The organism is Burkholderia sp. USMB20 (genome assembly GCF_000949135.2).
In the GTDB taxonomy this organism is placed as follows: Bacteria; Pseudomonadota; Gammaproteobacteria; order Burkholderiales; family Burkholderiaceae; genus Burkholderia.
This window is the reverse complement of record NZ_JTAN02000019.1, coordinates 599,566-615,430: the sequence shown is the minus strand read 5'-3', so window position 1 is coordinate 615,430 and position 15,865 is coordinate 599,566. Positions and strand designations below refer to the sequence as shown.

The window sequence follows — 15,865 nt, the reverse complement described above, 5'->3', positions numbered from 1 at the left end:
ACCCGGGTCAGGCGGCCAGCGCCGCGAACGCGCGGCGCGCGGCCGCGAGCGTCGCGTCGATCACCGCGTCGTCGTGCGTGCTCGACACGAAGCCGGCCTCGTACGCGGACGGCGCGAAGTACACGCCTTCGTCCAGCATCAGGTGGAAGAAGCGGTTGAAGCGCTCGGTGTCGCTCTTCGTGACTTCCGCGAAGCTGGTCGGCACGCGCTCGGCGAAGTACAGGCCGAACATCGCGCCGATCGAGTCGGCCGCGAACGGCACGCCGGCCGCGCGCGCTTCGGCCGCGAGGCCGTCGGCGAGGCGCTTCGTCTGCGCGGTGAGCGCGTCGTAGAAGCCGGGCGCCTGGATCAGCTGCAGCGTCTTCAGGCCCGCGGCGACCGCGATCGGGTTGCCCGACAGCGTGCCGGCCTGGTACACGCCGCCGAGGGGCGCGAGGTGGGCCATGATGTCGCGGCGGCCGCCGAACGCGGCAGCCGGCATCCCGCCGCCGATCACCTTGCCGAGGCAGGTGAGGTCGGCCGCGATCCCGTAGTACGCCTGCGCGCCGCCGAGCGCGACGCGGAACCCGCACATCACCTCGTCGAAGATCAGCACGGCGCCGTGCTTCGTGCACAGCGCGCGCAGCGCGTTCAGGAACTCGGGCGTGCCGCGCACGAGGTTCATGTTGCCCGCGACGGGCTCGACGATCACCGCGGCGATCTCGTCGCCGAACGCGCCGAACGCTTCTTCCAGCGCGGCGACGTTGTTGTATTCGAGGACGGTCGTGTGCTTCGCGATGTCGGCCGGCACGCCGGCCGACGTCGGGTTGCCGAACGTCAGCAGGCCCGAGCCGGCCTTGACCAGCAGGCTGTCCGCGTGGCCGTGGTAGCAGCCCTCGAACTTGACGATGCGGCTGCGGCCCGTGAAGCCGCGCGCGAGACGCAGCGCGCTCATCGTGGCCTCGGTGCCGCTCGACACCATCCGCACCTGCTCGATCGACGGCACCAGCTTGCAGATTTCCTCGGCGATCTCGATTTCCGCTTCGGTCGGCGCGCCGAACGAGAAGCCGTCGGCGAGCACGCTCTGCACGGCCGACAGCACTTCCGGATGGACATGGCCGACGATCATCGGGCCCCACGAGCCGATGTAGTCGATGTACTGCTTGCCGTCGGCATCCCAGAAGTACGGGCCTTGCGCGCGAGACACGAAGCGCGGCGTGCCGCCGACCGAACGGAAGGCGCGCACCGGCGAGTTGACGCCGCCCGGGATGGTCTTCTGGGCGCGTTCGAAGAGGATCTGATTGTTGGACATGTGCGAAACCTGCGAGAGAAGGGCGCGGGGGCCTGTGCACGGGCCGCGGCGCCTGAGCGGAACGATCGTCTGATTGTACCGGAGACGCGCCCGGCGGGCCCGCGGCCGGGTCTGCGGCCTTTGCGCGCGTGGGAGATTGGCCGGCGCGAACGGCGCGCGGCCGATCCGGCCCGCTTATTGTGGCGACCGGCGCTTGCCGGTCAGCTCGGCCCAGCGCTTCTCGAGCGGGCCTTCGACCATCGGCTTGATCGACGTGCCGGAGGACTGCGCGTCCCAGGTCTGCACCGAGTACGGATGCGCGCGCAGCGCGTCGCGCGGGATCACGACGTCCTGGTGGGCGTCGACCAGCCAGTCGTAGACGAAATCGATGCACAGCCGGTAGCCGCGCTTCGTCGCCGGGTCGGGCACCTCGTAGGGCGCGCGCGTCACGTAGCCCGAGCCGAACACGCCCTTCGGCTCCTGCGCGACGCGGTGCAGGAACACACGGTCGCCCGGCAGGATGCCGCGCGCGAAGCCGCAGCCCCACACGTCGTGCACGGCCTCGCCGGCCTTCACGCGCGCGGCGACGTCGGGCAGCTCGGGCCACGGCCATTTCTTGGGGCTCCAGATCAGCAGGAAGGCGGTCATCGGGTCGGTCGTGCGTCGGATTGATCAGACAAGAGAGGCGGGGAGCAGCAAGCTTAATCGAATCCGCGCGCGGTCTGCCGCGACGCCGGTCATTCGCGCGTGTTCCAGCCTGGCGCGGCAGACCGCGCGCGGCACGCGAAAAAGTTGCGCGTACAATCATGTGCTTGAACGCGCCGCTTGCGGCGTAGCCTCCCGTCTTCACCGCCACGCGTGCCCCGATGCGCGCGGGCCTCCATTGCGGATACCCATGTCCCACGTCGTCCGGCGCCGGCCCGATGCCCGGCTGATCCTGTTGCTCGGTGCGCTCGCGGCCTGCGGGCCGATCGCCACCGACATGTACCTGCCGAGCCTGCCGTCGATCGCCGACGGCTTCTCCGTGAGCCCCGGCGCCGCGCAGCGCACGCTGACGAGCTTCATGGCCGGCTTCTCGATCGGCATGCTGCTGTACGGTCCGCTGTCCGACACGTGGGGCCGCCGGCCCGTGCTGCTCGGCGGCATCGCGCTGTTCACGCTCGCGAGTGTCGGCTGCTTCGTGTCGGGCTCGATCGACATGCTGATCCTCGTGCGCTTCCTGCAGGCGCTCGGCGCGGGCGCCGCGTCGGTGCTCGCCCGTGCGATCGCGCGCGACGCGCACGAGCCGACCGATGCGGCGAAGGTACTGTCGATGGTCGCGATCGTCACCGCGGTCGGGCCGCTGCTCGCGCCGCTGATCGGCGGCCAGATCCTGCGCTTCGCCGGCTGGCGCGGCGTGTTCGTCGTGCTGGCCGCGTTCGGTGCGCTGTGCGCGGCGACCGCGTACCTGCGCGTGCCCGAAACCTGGCCGAAGGAGCGGCGCAAGAGCACGGCCGTGCTCGCGTCGTTCGCGTCGTACGGGCGCATCCTGTCCGATCCGGTCGCATGGGGGCACATGCTGTGCGGCGGGATGGCGTTCGCGTCGATGTTCTCGTACATCACCGCGACGCCGTTCGTGTACATCGAGTATTTCCACGTGTCGCCGCAGCATTACGGGCTGCTGTTCGGCCTGAACGTCGTCGGGATCATGATCGGCAACTTCGCGAACACGCGGCTCGTGGGCCGCGTCGGCTCGCTGCGCCTCATCGCGACCGCGTCGCTCGTGAGCTGCGTCGCGTCGCTCGCGGTCGCGCTGGTCGCGCTGACGGGGTGGGGCGGGCTTTGGTCGATCGTCGTGTGCCTGTTCTTCGTCGTCGGCGTGGTCGGGATCCTGTCCGCGAACTGCACGACCGATCTCATGCACCGCTATCCGCACAACGCGGGCGCGTCGGCGGCCGTGTTCGGCGCGATGCAGCTCGCGCTCGGCGCGCTCGCGAGCGTCGCGATCGGCGCACTCGCCGACGGCACGCCGTTCGCGATGGGCGTGACGATCGGCGTCTGCGGTGTGCTGTGTTTCGTCGGGCGTTACCTCGTGCTGCGCTGGCATGGCCGGCCGGTGAAAGCGGGGGCTTGAGCGGTGCGGGAGGATCGGCCTCACCTGGAGCGGTCTGACGAGCGATTATCGAGTCGATAGCTGCGCTTCGGGTTGATGACAAACCGTTTGACCTGAGCGTCGAGTTCCTTGCTGTGGTACAGGTCCAGGCATTTCAGAAAATCAAACCTCATGCCTTTGATTTCGGATTCGACGATCGGATTGCGATAGTCGCGTGCAAGAAAACGATTGACCAGCGATTTGCCCGCGTCGGGGTTCCGTTCCAGATCGAAGCTGGTCCAATCCATTAATGCACTGGCGCTGCTTCCCGCGTCCATCGCAGCGGATGGTGCATTCCGATAAGCGGTCGCGATACATTCGGCGAGCACCATGTCCTTGTAGTTCTGCGCGTAGGTTCGGGCGCCGGCTTGTGGCGACGATGTCGTATCCGTTGCATGGCCCGATTGTGCCGCCAGCGTCAGTGCCGAAAATATCACACGCCGGAGCAGCGGATTTTGTCTCATGGCGGCCTCCAGAGGCGTGCACAGATCCAACACATCGCCTAAAAAATAAACCGGTCTATTTGGCGAGGTACGATCAGCGCGGCAGACTTTCCAAGCGCTGATTGTTCCACTCTCCATCCAAAATAGCCTGATAGAGCATGCCTAGAGTCAGTGGCACTTTGTCATATTTTTCTCGGCGTTTTCTGGAGAAAGCCATCCGCGCCACTTCAATCAAGCTGAAGCCCTCTCCTGAGAAGTAGCGATTGAACTCAAAATCTCCAACTTGCACCGGAAACTTATCGAAGAAGCTCTCCATAAACTCGATCGCATCGTCGCCAGTGATATCCAAATCACCCTCGACGTCATGACCTTTTGTGAGAATTTTTTGGGGACTAGCACCGGTCTCCCTTCTCACAAAATCCTCAAACTCGTTCCATGTAAATTGGCTCATCAGAACACCTTGTCCTCAGGTTTAACAAGCGCGTTATAGCGCGACACGGAACGAATGCTGATCATCGTGACATCGTTGGCAGCAATGACCCAGCCAACGACAGGAACCGCGCGCCCAACGAAAACCCCAATGTTTCTCACCAGAATGAACCTCAAGCGCTTAACGCTGGCGTTGGTCAGCGTTGGGAGGATCTTCTTCTTCAAATCGTAGTCCAGATACTTGCGACTCAATATCGACGCAACAGAAGTACCCGGCGTGGTACCAAAAGGCTTTGCTCGTGTTGGCATCCAATTTTGACCGGCCACAATGGCAACCACCGCTGCTACATCGTCAACACCAAGCTCCTTGCATGTCTCATCGATAAAGACAAGGAAAAACAGCTCCATCGGCGTGAGATCTCGATGTGTACCAAAGGCATAGGTATTGTTCATTATAGTATTCCTCTCTCAGGCTATCGACGAGGCTGAAACCTCGAAGAGAACGATCCCCTGCCTATCGTCTCGGGTGCTGCCTCCCAGCGAAGGCGGGGATTTGATCACTTCTGCTTTGCCCGATCGCTGGATATTGGTGGCCACGTTGCCCCCAATCGTTCGCGCAATTTTCTCCGTGGAATTTATCGGCGCATAAATGCGCATTGCTGCTGCCCATGCGGCTGAAAAGCGTGGTCTAGGCATATCCCTCTCCGCAAACTGGATGAACGTGATGCTGTCGATGCCAATCGGGGTTCTGCGAGAAACGCGTCATTTCTCGCGTCGAACCGGGATGGCCGCATCACGCGGAGCGAAGGAAGTTACCGAGCCTGGGCAACTGCTGACAATTGGACTTGTTCGAAAATGGGGGCGTGTACGAACGTATGACGTCACGCGCAGCCCTCGGCAGACGGCATCGTCGATGCCTGCCGGGCCGCTGTGGTGCGGGGGGGTACCGCACATGCGAAACACCCCGAACGCCGGGCTTGAATCCAGCATTCGGGGTGTCGTGTATCGACGGCGTTTCGCCGAAGCGTCAATCCCGCGCGACGTCCTTCGCCGCCGGCGACGCACCGTGGCTCAGCCAGTCGAGCACGTCGGCCGTTTCGTCGTCGCTCGCCCGCGCGCGCGCCTGCGCGACGGCCTCCGGCAGCTCGCCGTTGGTCGACGCGCGACGGATCGCGACGCCGACCGCGAGGATGTCGATCATCAGCAGATGCAGGATCCGCGAGATCATCGACAGCTGCGATTCGCGCATCTCGATGTGATCGGTCTCGAGCGCGACGGTCGCGCGCTTCGCGAGCGGCGTGTTGCTCGACGTGATCGCGATCACCTTCGCGCCGGCCTGCATCGCGACCTCCAGCACGCGCAGCAGCTCCGGCGCGCGCCCCGACTTCGACACCGCGACGATCACGTCGCCCTTGCCGAGCAGCGCGGCCGATGCGGCCTGCATGTACAGGTCGCCGTACGCAATCGTCGGGATTCCGAAGCGGAAGAACTTGTAGTGCGCGTCCTGCGCGACGATGTTCGAATTGCCGAGCCCGTAGAACTCGATGCGGCGCGCGCCGTTCAGGATCTCGATCGCGTTCTCGACGTGCTCGAAGTTCAGGTGTTCGCGCAACTGCAGGATCGCGGACACCGTGTTGTCGAGCACCTTCGCGCCGAAGTCGGTGGCCGTGTCGCCGAGATGGACCTGGCTGTGGCTCATCGGAATCGTGCCGGTGAGGCCGGTCGCGAGCTTCAGCTTGAAGTCCGACAGCCCCTGGCAGCCGAGCGAGCGGCAGAAGCGGATCACCGTCGGCTGGCTCACGTCCGCCTTGCGCGCGATGTCGACGATCGGGTCGTTGATGATCGAGCGCGGATGGTTCAGCGCGAGATCGGCGACGCGGCGCTCGGCCGGCGTCAGCGCGTCGCGCATCTGGCGGATCCGCTCGAACACGGCCGACGACGCACCGCCCGAACGGTTCGACAGCTGCTCCGCGAGGATCGCCGATACCCCGAGGAACGCCGGATATTCGGCGGTGATCAGGTAGGTCGGGATGTTCTGGAGATACTGCGTGAAGCGGCCCTTCGCCTCGAAGCGTGCGCGGAACGACGAGCGCGTGAACAGTTCGCCGAGCTTCAGCGCGACGCCGCCGCCGATGTACACGCCGCCGAGCGCGCCGAGCGTCAGCGCGACGCTGCCCGCGAACGCGCCGAGGATCCCGCAGAAGCATTCGACCGTCTCGAGCGAGAGCGCGTCGCCCGCATGCGCGCGCTCGACGATCTCGGCCGTGTCGACGGTCGCGGCGACGCGCTTCTTGTCGCGCGCGGCGAGCGCACGATAGATGATCTCGATGCCGGGGCCGGCACAGACGCGCTCGAACGACACGTGCGGAAACTTCTTGCGCGCGTACTGCAGCACGAGATCCTCGCGCTCGTCCTGCGGCGCGAACGACGCGTGGCCGCCTTCGCTGCCGAGCGCGATCCAGCGGTCGTCCGCCGGAATCAGGCCGGACACGCCGAGCCCGGTGCCGGGCCCGAGCAGCCCGATCACGCTGTTCTGGCGGCGCGCGCCGCCGCCGATCTGCACGCGCTGCGCATCGGTCAGGCCCGGCAGCGCCATCGCGAGCGCGGTGAAGTCGTTGACGACGAGCAGCGTGTCGAAGCCGAGCGCGCGACGCGTCGCCTCGATCGAGAAGCTCCAGTCGTGATTGGTCATCGTCACCTGGTCGCCGTCGACCGGGTTCGCGATCGCGATCGCCGCGTGGTTCACGCGGCTGATCTTCACGTCCTTCAGATACTTGCGGATCGCGTCGGTGAGCGTCGGGTAGTCGGCGCCGGGATAGACGCGGATCTGCGTGATCTCGCCGGGGCCGGTTTCCAGCGCGAATCGCGCGTTGGTGCCGCCGACGTCCGCGAGCAGGCGCGGGCCGTCGGCATGCTGGCCCGCGACGACAGCCTTACTTTGCGCACCAGTAGACATCGAGCTGGGTCCCCTTGTCGTTGGCCAGTTGGGAAATCGCGTTCTTCTGCAGCGTCGCGGCCGCGGCGTCGAGGACGTCGCGCTTGCGGGTGCCCGCGATCAACAGGAACAGCCGGTCGACGCGCTTCAGCGCATCGAGCGAAAAGCTCACGCGTGCATGCGGCGCGGCGCCGGGATGCACGGCGACGAAGCGCTCGGGCGTCGTGATCGCATGGTCCCATTCGGGCGCGTCCGCGAAGATCGACGCCGTGTGGCCGTCCTCGCCCATGCCGAGCACCGCGACGTTCGGCACGCGGTAGTCGGCGTTGGCGTTGAGCGCGGCGACGTGCGCATCGAGCGATGCGCGCGTGTCGACGAGCGGCAGGAAGCGGGCAGGGGCCGCCGCGTGCTGCAGCAGCGTGTCGCGCACGAGCTGCGCGTTGCTGGCCGCATCGTTCTCCGGCACCCAGCGGTCGTCGACCAGCGTGACGTCGACGCCGGCCCAGTCGAGCGCTGCGTGCGACAGCGTGTGCAGGAACGGGCGCGGGCTCGTGCCGCCGGACACCGCGAGCGTCGGGCGCGCGGGGCCGGCGAGCGCGGCGCGCAGCGCATCGCCGACGGCGCGCGCGAGCGCTTCGCTTTGCGCTTCCTGGGTGTCGAAAGCGTGGATCTCGATCACATCTCCTCCGGACTGCTTTGTCTGTTCAATTCGTGCGAATCGTGGGGCACGTTGCCGCGCGCTGGCGCGCACGACAACGGTTTGCATCAGTTTTCTTCTTCGAGCCAGCAGGTGCCGTGCTGCGCGAGCATCGCGCTCGCCGCGGCCGGCCCCCACGTGCCTGCCGCGTACGGCTTCGGCGGCTTCAGCGAGCGTGCCCATTCGTTCAGGATCGGCTCGACCCAGCGCCACGCGGCTTCCTGCTCGTCACGACGCACGAAGAGGGCGAGGCGGCCGTTGATCACGTCGAGCAGCAGGCGCTGGTACGCCTCCATCTGCCCTTCCTTGAAGAACTGGTCGAACGCGAGGTCGAGGTGCACGCTCGCGAGGTTCATTCCTTCGCCGGGCTGCTTCGCGAGGCAGTACAGGCGAATCGTCTCGTTCGGCTGCAGCCGGATCACGAGCCGGTTCGAACCGGGGCGCAGCGCGGTCGGGCCCAGCGCCGAGTGCGGCACCGGCCGGAAGTTCACGACGATCTCCGCGACGCGGTCGGCCAGACGCTTGCCGGTGCGCAGGAAGAACGGCACGCCGGCCCAGCGCCAGTTCTCGATCTCCACCTTCAGCGCGACGAAGGTTTCGGTCGGGCTGTCGGGTTTCACGCCGGGCTCGGTGGCATAGGCCGGCACCTGTGCGCCCTTGATCACGCCCGCATGATACTGGCCGCGCACCGCGACCTTGCCGATGTCGCGCGGATCGATGGGCTTCAGCGCACGCAGCACGCGCAGCTTCTCGTCGCGCACCGCGTCGGAATCCATCGAATGCGGCGGCTCCATCGCGACGATCGACAGCAGCTGCAGCAGGTGGTTCTGCACCATGTCGCGCAGTGCGCCCGTATTGTCGTAGAAATCGCCGCGCGCCTCGACGCCGAGCTCCTCGGCGATCGTGATCTGGATGCTCTCGACCCATTCGCGGCGCCACAGCGGCTCGAACAGCGCATTGCCGAAGCGCAGCGCGAGCAGGTTCTGTACCGGCTCCTTCCCGAGGTAGTGGTCGATCCGGTAGATCTGGTCTTCCGCGAAGATCTCGCCGACCGCGTCGTTGATCGCGTTCGACGATTTCAGGTCGTAGCCGAGCGGCTTCTCCAGCACGATGCGCGCGCCTTCGTTCAGGCCGACCGACGCGAGCGCCTTGCAGATCGGCACGAACAGCGACGGCCCCGTGGCGAGATAGAACACGCGGATGCCGGACAGCTGCGCGACCGCGTCGCGCAGCACGACGTAATCCTCCGCGCGGCCGAGGTCGAGCTTCACGTATTCGATGCGCTCGAGGAAGGATTTCCACACGCTTTCGTCGAATGCCTTGCCGGCCGCCTTCGCCGCATGCGGCTTCACGTGCGTGTCGACCCACTCGAGATAGCCGGCCCGATCCGATTCGTGCCGCGCGACGGCAACGATCCGGCCGCTGTCCGCAAGCATGTTGCCGCGGTGCGCTTCGAACAGCGCGGGCAGGATCTTGCGCATCGACAGGTCGCCGGTGCCGCCGAAAAGTACGAAGGTAAAGCTGGAATCGGTATGCATGTGTCTCCGCCGATTGGGGGTGCTGGGAAGCGATCCGTAGTGCGATAAAAATATTTTTGACACTGAATTGTAGTTTAACTACAATCCGCCGCAAGGGGTAGCACCTGGGCGAAGAAAAAAAGAAGCGCGGTCGATGAACTGCGCGAGCTTCGCCTTCGGGAGCGCCTTGTGCCGAATGTTATCGGACATTGACGGTGCGCATCGTCCGCGCATCGTCGCCCCCGGGCTCGCGCCGCGGCATCGCGGCGGGCCAGAAACACAAAGAGGAGACACGCCGTTGAATCTCGATTCACGCTTTCTGTAAGAGCCCGGCCGGTCATCGGCCCCGTACGCTGCAATGCGTCCCGCGGCTCGATTTCCCCGTCGTTTATCAAGAAGCCGGTTCCCCGTCAGGGAACCTCACGAGTTGATTCAGTCTGGAGGAGATAAGTAATGAAAGTTCGCTCGATCATGGGCGCGCTCTGCGCCGCGGGTCTGATGGCTGGCGCCGTGGCGGCGCAGGCGGCCGAGAACGTAACCGTGCTGCACTGGTGGACCTCGGGCGGCGAGTCGAAGGCCGTCGGCGTGCTGAAGGACGACGTGCAGAAGCAGGGCTACGTGTGGAAGGACTTCGCGGTCGCGGGCGGCGCCGGCGCCGCGGCGATGACCGCGCTGAAGACCAAGGTGATCAGCGGCGACGCACCGTCGGCCGCTCAGATCAAGGGCCCGCTGATCCAGGACTGGGCCGACCAGGGCGTGCTCGTCAACATCGATTCCGCCGCCGGCGACTGGAAGCAGAACCTGCCGCCGGAAATCGACAAGATCATCAAGTACAAGGGCCACACCGTCGCCGCGCCGTTCTCGGTGCACCGCGTGAACTGGCTCTATATCAACAAGGCCGCGCTCGACAAGGTCGGCGCGAAGGTGCCGACCACCTGGCCCGAATTCTTCGCGGTGGCCGACAAGCTGAAGGCTGCCGGCATCCAGCCGGTCGCGATGGGCGGCCAGCCGTGGCAGGACCTGACGCTGTGGGAAGACGTCGTGCTGTCGCAGGGTCCGGCGTTCTACAGGAAGGCGCTCGCCGATCTCGATCAGGCCACGCTGACGTCGCCGCAGATGCTGTCGGTGTTCGACACGGTCCGCAAGATCCAGGGCTACTTCGACACGGGCCGCAACGGCCGCGACTGGAACCTCGCGACCGCGATGGTGATCAACGGCAAGGCCGGCATGCAGTTCATGGGCGACTGGGCGAAGGGCGAGTTCGAGAACGCCGGCAAGAAGGCGGGCAAGGACTACATCTGCGCGGCGGTGCCGGGCACCGCGAATTCGTACACGTTCAACGTCGACTCGTTCGTGTTCTTCCAGCAGAAGGGGCAGAAGGACGCGACGCCGGGCCAGGTCGCACTCGCGAAGACGATCATGACGCCGGACTTCCAGGAGCAGTTCAGCCTGCTGAAGGGCTCGGTGCCGGTGCGCCTCGGCGTGAAAATGGACAAGTTCGACGACTGCGCGAAGAAGTCGTATGCCGACGAGCAGACCGCGATCAAGTCGGGCGGCTTCGTGCCGTCGCTCGCGCACGGGATGGCGCAGGGCGATGCAACGGCCGGCGCGATCACCGACGTCGTGACGAAGTTCATGAACTCGCAGCAGGATTCGAAGAGCGCGGTCGCCGCGCTCGCGAAGGCCGCGAAGGTGAAGTAAAGCGCGACAGGCGCCCGGCCGGAAACGCAGGATCGGCCGGGCGTTCCTGCATGTGCAGCAAACGGGCTCGCGCGCGGGCCCGTGCCGTACCCGGCGCCGGCCCGGCCTGCGTCACCCTCGTTCCAGGAGTCGAATCAAGTGGCTGCCCCTCTTAGCGGAAACGGATCCGGCGCTGCCGCCGCACGGCGCACGTCGCCGATGTCGGCCTTCGCCGATCGCTGGATTCCGAAGCTCGTGCTCGCGCCGAGCCTCGCGATCGCCGTGGTGTTCATCTACGGCTTCATCCTGATTACCGGCTATCTGTCGCTGACCAATTCGCGGCTGTTGCCGAACTACGAATTCGACGGCTTCGGCCGTTATTCGGACCTGTTCCAGAACGACGTGTGGTGGACCTCCGCCGCGAACCTCGGCTGGTTCGGGATTCCGTTCATCGCGATCTGCGTCGCGCTCGGGCTGTTCCTCGCGATCCTGCTCGACCAGCGGATCCGCAACGAAGGCGCGCTGCGCGCGATCTTCCTGTATCCGATGGCGCTGTCGTTCATCGTCACGGGCACCGCATGGCAGTGGATCCTGAACCCGGGCCTCGGCCTGGAGAAGGTGATGCACGACTGGGGCTGGACGAGCTTCTCGTTCGGCTGGCTCGACGACCCGGACAAGGCGATCTTCTGTATCGTGATCGCCGCCGTGTGGCAGTCGACCGGCTTCGTGATGGCGCTGTTCCTCGCCGGGCTGCGCGGCGTCGACGGCGAGATCTTCAAGGCCGCGCAGGTCGACGGCGCGACGCTGCCGACCATCTACCGCAAGATCGTGATCCCGAGCATGCGCCCGGTGTTCTTCTCGGTGCTGCTGATCCTCTGCCACATCACGATCAAGACCTTCGACCTAGTCGTCGCGCTGACGGCCGGCGGCCCCGGCACGTCGTCGTCGCTGCCGGCCATGTTCATGTACACGTTTTCGTTCAACCGCGGCCAGCTCGGGCTCGGCGCGGCGTCGTCGGTGATGATGCTCGCGACCGTGGTCGCGGTGCTGGTGCCGCTGATGTATATGGAATCGAGGAGCACCCGCAATGCAGCCTAAAGTGACGATCAGCCGGGCAGTGATCTATGCGGCGCTGATCCTGTTCGCGCTGTATTTCCTGTTCCCGATCTATGTGATGCTGTCGACCTCCTTCAAGGACCTCGACCAGCTGCGCACCGGCAACCTGTTGACGCCGCCGACGCACTGGACCTTCGATCCGTGGGTGAAGGCGTGGAGCGGCGCGTGTACCGGCGTGCGCTGCGACGGCATGAAGCCGTTCTTCCTGAACTCGCTGCAGATGGTGATTCCGGCCGTGCTGATCTCGTCGCTGATCGGCGCGTTCAACGGCTACGTGCTCACGCACTGGCGCTTTCGCGGCGCGGATGCGCTGTTCACGATGATGCTGGTCGGCTGCTTCATCCCGTTCCAGGTGATCCTGCTGCCGATGGCGCGCCTGCAGGGGATGCTCGGCCTCGCCAACACGATTCCGGGCCTGGTGTTCGTGCACGTCGTGTACGGCATCGCGTTCACGACGATGTTCTTCCGCAACTTCTACGTGAGCGTGCCGGCCGAGCTCGTGAAGGCCGCACGCATCGACGGCGCGGGTTTCTTCACGATCTTCACGAAGATCCTGCTGCCGGTGTCGCTGCCGATCTTCATGGTGTGCCTGATCTGGCAATTCACGCAGATCTGGAACGACTTCCTGTTCGGGATCGTGTTCTCCGGCGTCGACTCGATGCCGATCACGGTTGCGCTGAACAACCTCGTCAACACGTCGACGGGCGTGAAGGAATACAACGTCGACATGGCCGGCGCGATCATCGCCGCGCTGCCGACGCTGCTCGTCTACGTGGTCGCCGGCCGCTACTTCGTGCGCGGGCTCACGGCGGGCGCGGTGAAGGGGTAAGCGCGGCTTCATCCGACACGACGAACCGGCCGCGCACGACGCGCGGCGCATCGAAACGAACCCGACGCGGCGCCGTAGCGCCGCGCGAGACGAGACAGAGGATTCACAGCATGGCAAGCCTTTCCATCCGTGACGTGTACAAGACCTACCCGAACGGGGTGCCGGTCCTGAAGGGTGTCGATATCGAGATCGAGGACGGACAGTTCCTGATCCTGGTCGGCGGGTCGGGCTGCGGGAAGTCGACGCTGCTCAACATGATCGCCGGCCTCGAGACCGTGACGAGCGGCGAGATCTGCATCGACGGTAAGGTCGTCAACGACCTGTCGCCGAAGGATCGCGACATCGCGATGGTGTTCCAGTCGTACGCGCTGTACCCGTCGATGACGGTGCGCGAGAACATCTCGTTCGGCCTGAACATCCGCAAGGTGCCGAAGAGCGAGCAGCAGCAGATCGTCGAGCGCGTGTCGGCGATGCTGCAGATCCAGCATCTGCTCGACCGCAAGCCGGGCCAGCTGTCGGGCGGCCAGCGCCAGCGCGTCGCGATGGGCCGCGCACTGGCGCGCGATCCGTCGCTGTTCCTGTTCGACGAGCCGCTGTCGAACCTCGACGCGAAGCTGCGCATCGAGATGCGCGCGGAAATCAAGCTGCTGCACCAGCGCCTCGGCACGACGATCGTCTACGTGACGCACGACCAGATCGAGGCGATGACGCTCGGCGACCGGATCGCGGTGATGAAGGACGGTGTGGTCCAGCAGTTCGGCGCGCCGCAGGAAATCTACGATTCGCCGTCGAACCTGTTCGTCGCGGGCTTCATCGGCGCGCCGCCGATGAACTTCATCAATGGCAAGCTGGTCGAGCAGGGCAGCGGGATCGCGCTTGAGATCGACACGGGCCTCGCGCGCAGCGCGCTGAACCTGCCGTTCGACGCGAAGCGGATGAACGGCCACGTGGGCCGCGAGGTGATCCTCGGCCTGCGTCCGGAGCGCATCACCGACGCGCGCAATGCGCACCACGGCGAGGCGTCGAAGCTGCAGCCGATCGACGTGCGCGTCGACGTGACCGAGCCGACCGGGCCGGACACGCACGTGTTCGCGCAGGTCAACGGCAAGCGGATCGTGAGCCGCGTGCATCCGGCCGCGAACCCGCAGCCGGGGCAGACGCAGTCGCTGCTGTTCGACGTGTCGAAGGCGGTGCTGTTCGATCCGGCGTCGGAAGAGCGGATCGCGTGAGGCCGCGGTTGCGCTGAATGAAGAAGGGGCCGTCTCGAAGGAGCGGCCCCTTTTGTTTCTGGCGGTGCGTCTGGTGTCGCGGCGGCGCTCAGTGCGGCAACCGCACGTCGAACTTGAAGGTTGCGAGCCGTGCGACGAGGATGAAGCCGGTCGCGAGCAGTACGCTGTACACCGAGTCGAACTGCAGCCACGCGAGCAGCAGGTAGAACCAGCAGCCGACGAACGCGCAGGTCGCGTACGGCCGCGAATCGCGCAGGATCAGCGGGATGTCGTTGCACAGCACGTCGCGGATGATCCCGCCGACCACGCCCGTGATCACGCCCATCATCACCGCGATGAAGCGCGGCATCTCGGCATCGAGCGCGATCGCGGTGCCCGAGATGCTGAAGATGCCGAGCCCGATCGCGTCGGCCACCAGCAAGAGCCGCTCGGCCGACAGCCGCGACAGCATCCGCAACACGAACGGCGCGAACAGCGCGAGCACGAAGATCGCGATCACGTAGTCGTCGTGCACGACCCAGTAGAACGGGCGGCGTTCGAGCAGGATGTCGCGCAGCGTGCCGCCGCCGAATGCGGTGGCGAGCGCGACGACGAACGTGCCGACCGAGTCGAGACGGTTCTTGCGCGCCTCGATGAAGCCCGAGATCGCGAACGCCAGCGTCGCGATCGCCTCCAGTACCGCGATCGCGAGCGTCAGCCTAGGATGCGGCACGCGGCCCCCGATCGGCGGGCGCCGCGAGCGGCTGCAGCAGCACGAGCACCGCGCCCGCGCCGCCGTCGTGGCTGCGCGCCTCGCAGAACGCGATCACTTCTTCCTTCTGCACGAGCCACGCGCGCACCTTGCCTTTCAGCACGGGTTCCTTGCCGATCGAGCCGAGCCCCTTGCCATGGATCACGCGCAGGCAGCGCAGCCCCTTCTTGCCGGCTTCGCGGATGAATTCGGCGAGCGCATCGCGCGCCTCGTCGCGTCGCATCCCGTGCAGGTCGATCTGCGCCTGCACGATCCACGCGCCGCTCCTCAGCTTGCGCACGACGTCGCGACTGATGCCGGGGCGGTGGTAGTACAGCGATTCGTCGCTGTCGAGCAGCGTCTCGGGATCGAATTCGTCGGACAGCGTCGCGTTCAGCACGGCTTCCTCGTCGCGCTGCGTCTGCTTCGGCACCGGGTCGGGCGGCGTACGGCCGGATTTCGCGCGCGGCGGCGCGTTCAGCGGCTGGATCGCGCCGATTTCGTTGCGGAACAGGTTCGCGTCGGCTTCGGCCTTGCGTTCGGCCTTCGCGGTTTCGATGCGCTCGCGGTCGCGGCGATCGGCTTCGCCTTGCAGCGCCTTGCGCAACGCGCCGAGGCCGGCCAGGCCCTGGCCGCGCAATGCGGCCGGATCGGGCGCGGGCGGCGGGGCGGCCGGCGCGGGGGTCGCGGGACGGGCGGCGATCTTCCGCTTCGCGGGATCGCTCGGATGGGGCTGGTTCTTCGCCATGATTCGGTAACCGGGCAGGCGCGTTCGGGCGCGCGGGCACAAAAAAAGCCGCTGCGCGACGGCAGCGGCTTTCCGGTCAAGCCCGCTTCGCGGCAGCGGACGCCATTGTAG

General features: G+C 66.1%; 15 protein-coding genes. 5 read left to right on the top strand and 10 right to left on the bottom strand.

The window, feature by feature from the left end:
* Positions 1-7: 7 nt before the first annotated feature.
* A complete protein-coding gene (hemL, locus tag PL79_RS27390; protein ID WP_044846220.1) occupies positions 8-1,291 on the bottom strand; it encodes a glutamate-1-semialdehyde 2,1-aminomutase in 1,284 nt (427 codons plus the stop codon).
* Between the two features lie 174 nt (positions 1,292-1,465).
* The gene (locus tag PL79_RS27385; protein WP_044846219.1) at positions 1,466-1,918 is read right to left on the bottom strand and encodes a hypothetical protein; all 453 of its coding nucleotides are present in this window, start codon (positions 1,916-1,918) and stop codon (positions 1,466-1,468) included.
* A gap of 247 nt (positions 1,919-2,165) precedes the next feature.
* Between PL79_RS27385 and PL79_RS27380 the strand changes: the two genes are divergently transcribed.
* Entirely contained in the window at positions 2,166-3,383 is a 1,218-nt protein-coding gene (locus PL79_RS27380) for a Bcr/CflA family multidrug efflux MFS transporter (protein ID WP_044846218.1), read from the top strand.
* Positions 3,384-3,403: 20 nt separating this feature from the next.
* On the opposite strand, the gene PL79_RS27375 is transcribed toward PL79_RS27380, so the two are convergent.
* The 6 genes from PL79_RS27375 to zwf form a co-directional block, all read right to left on the bottom strand.
* Entirely contained in the window at positions 3,404-3,865 is a 462-nt protein-coding gene (locus tag PL79_RS27375; RefSeq protein WP_044846305.1) for a type VI secretion system amidase immunity protein Tai4, read from the bottom strand.
* A 73-nt stretch (positions 3,866-3,938) separates the two neighbouring features.
* Entirely contained in the window at positions 3,939-4,295 is a 357-nt protein-coding gene (locus PL79_RS27370; RefSeq protein ID WP_044846217.1) for a DUF1493 family protein, read from the bottom strand.
* Positions 4,295-4,726, bottom strand: a complete 432-nt coding sequence (locus PL79_RS27365) for an STM2901 family protein (RefSeq protein ID WP_044846216.1) — start codon at positions 4,724-4,726, stop codon at positions 4,295-4,297. Before PL79_RS27365 ends, PL79_RS27370 begins: the two co-directional genes overlap by 1 nt.
* A 574-nt stretch (positions 4,727-5,300) precedes the next feature.
* On the bottom strand, positions 5,301-7,229 hold the full coding sequence (locus PL79_RS27360) for a bifunctional transcriptional regulator/glucokinase (protein ID WP_044846215.1): 1,929 nt from the start codon (positions 7,227-7,229) through the stop codon (positions 5,301-5,303).
* Complete coding sequence (gene pgl, locus PL79_RS27355; protein ID WP_044846214.1) at positions 7,207-7,887, bottom strand: 6-phosphogluconolactonase; 681 nt, start codon at positions 7,885-7,887, stop codon at positions 7,207-7,209. The genes PL79_RS27360 and pgl overlap by 23 nt, the downstream gene beginning before the upstream one ends.
* Before the next feature lie 86 nt (positions 7,888-7,973).
* A complete protein-coding gene (zwf, locus tag PL79_RS27350; RefSeq protein WP_044846213.1) occupies positions 7,974-9,443 on the bottom strand; it encodes a glucose-6-phosphate dehydrogenase in 1,470 nt (489 codons plus the stop codon).
* Positions 9,444-9,875: 432 nt separating this feature from the next.
* On the opposite strand from zwf, the gene PL79_RS27345 reads away from it, so the two are divergent.
* From PL79_RS27345 to PL79_RS27330, 4 genes are all read left to right on the top strand, one after another.
* Entirely contained in the window at positions 9,876-11,123 is a 1,248-nt protein-coding gene (locus PL79_RS27345) for an ABC transporter substrate-binding protein (protein WP_044846212.1), read from the top strand.
* 138 nt (positions 11,124-11,261) lie between these two features.
* Positions 11,262-12,200, top strand: a complete 939-nt coding sequence (locus tag PL79_RS27340) for a carbohydrate ABC transporter permease (RefSeq protein WP_044846211.1) — start codon at positions 11,262-11,264, stop codon at positions 12,198-12,200.
* Positions 12,190-13,047, top strand: a complete 858-nt coding sequence (locus PL79_RS27335) for a carbohydrate ABC transporter permease (protein WP_044846210.1) — start codon at positions 12,190-12,192, stop codon at positions 13,045-13,047. The genes PL79_RS27340 and PL79_RS27335 overlap by 11 nt, the downstream gene beginning before the upstream one ends.
* Before the next feature lie 110 nt (positions 13,048-13,157).
* Positions 13,158-14,276: an ABC transporter ATP-binding protein gene (locus PL79_RS27330; protein WP_044846209.1), complete on the top strand. Its 1,119-nt coding sequence runs from the start codon at positions 13,158-13,160 to the stop codon at positions 14,274-14,276.
* Between the two features lie 88 nt (positions 14,277-14,364).
* Here the strand turns inward: PL79_RS27330 and PL79_RS27325 are convergent, their stop codons facing one another.
* Together PL79_RS27325 and PL79_RS27320 are read right to left on the bottom strand one after the other, a co-directional pair.
* Entirely contained in the window at positions 14,365-14,988 is a 624-nt protein-coding gene (locus tag PL79_RS27325) for a trimeric intracellular cation channel family protein (RefSeq protein WP_044846208.1), read from the bottom strand.
* Positions 14,975-15,754: a Smr/MutS family protein gene (locus PL79_RS27320; protein WP_044846207.1), complete on the bottom strand. Its 780-nt coding sequence runs from the start codon at positions 15,752-15,754 to the stop codon at positions 14,975-14,977. Before PL79_RS27320 ends, PL79_RS27325 begins: the two co-directional genes overlap by 14 nt.
* Positions 15,755-15,865: the final 111 nt, after the last annotated feature.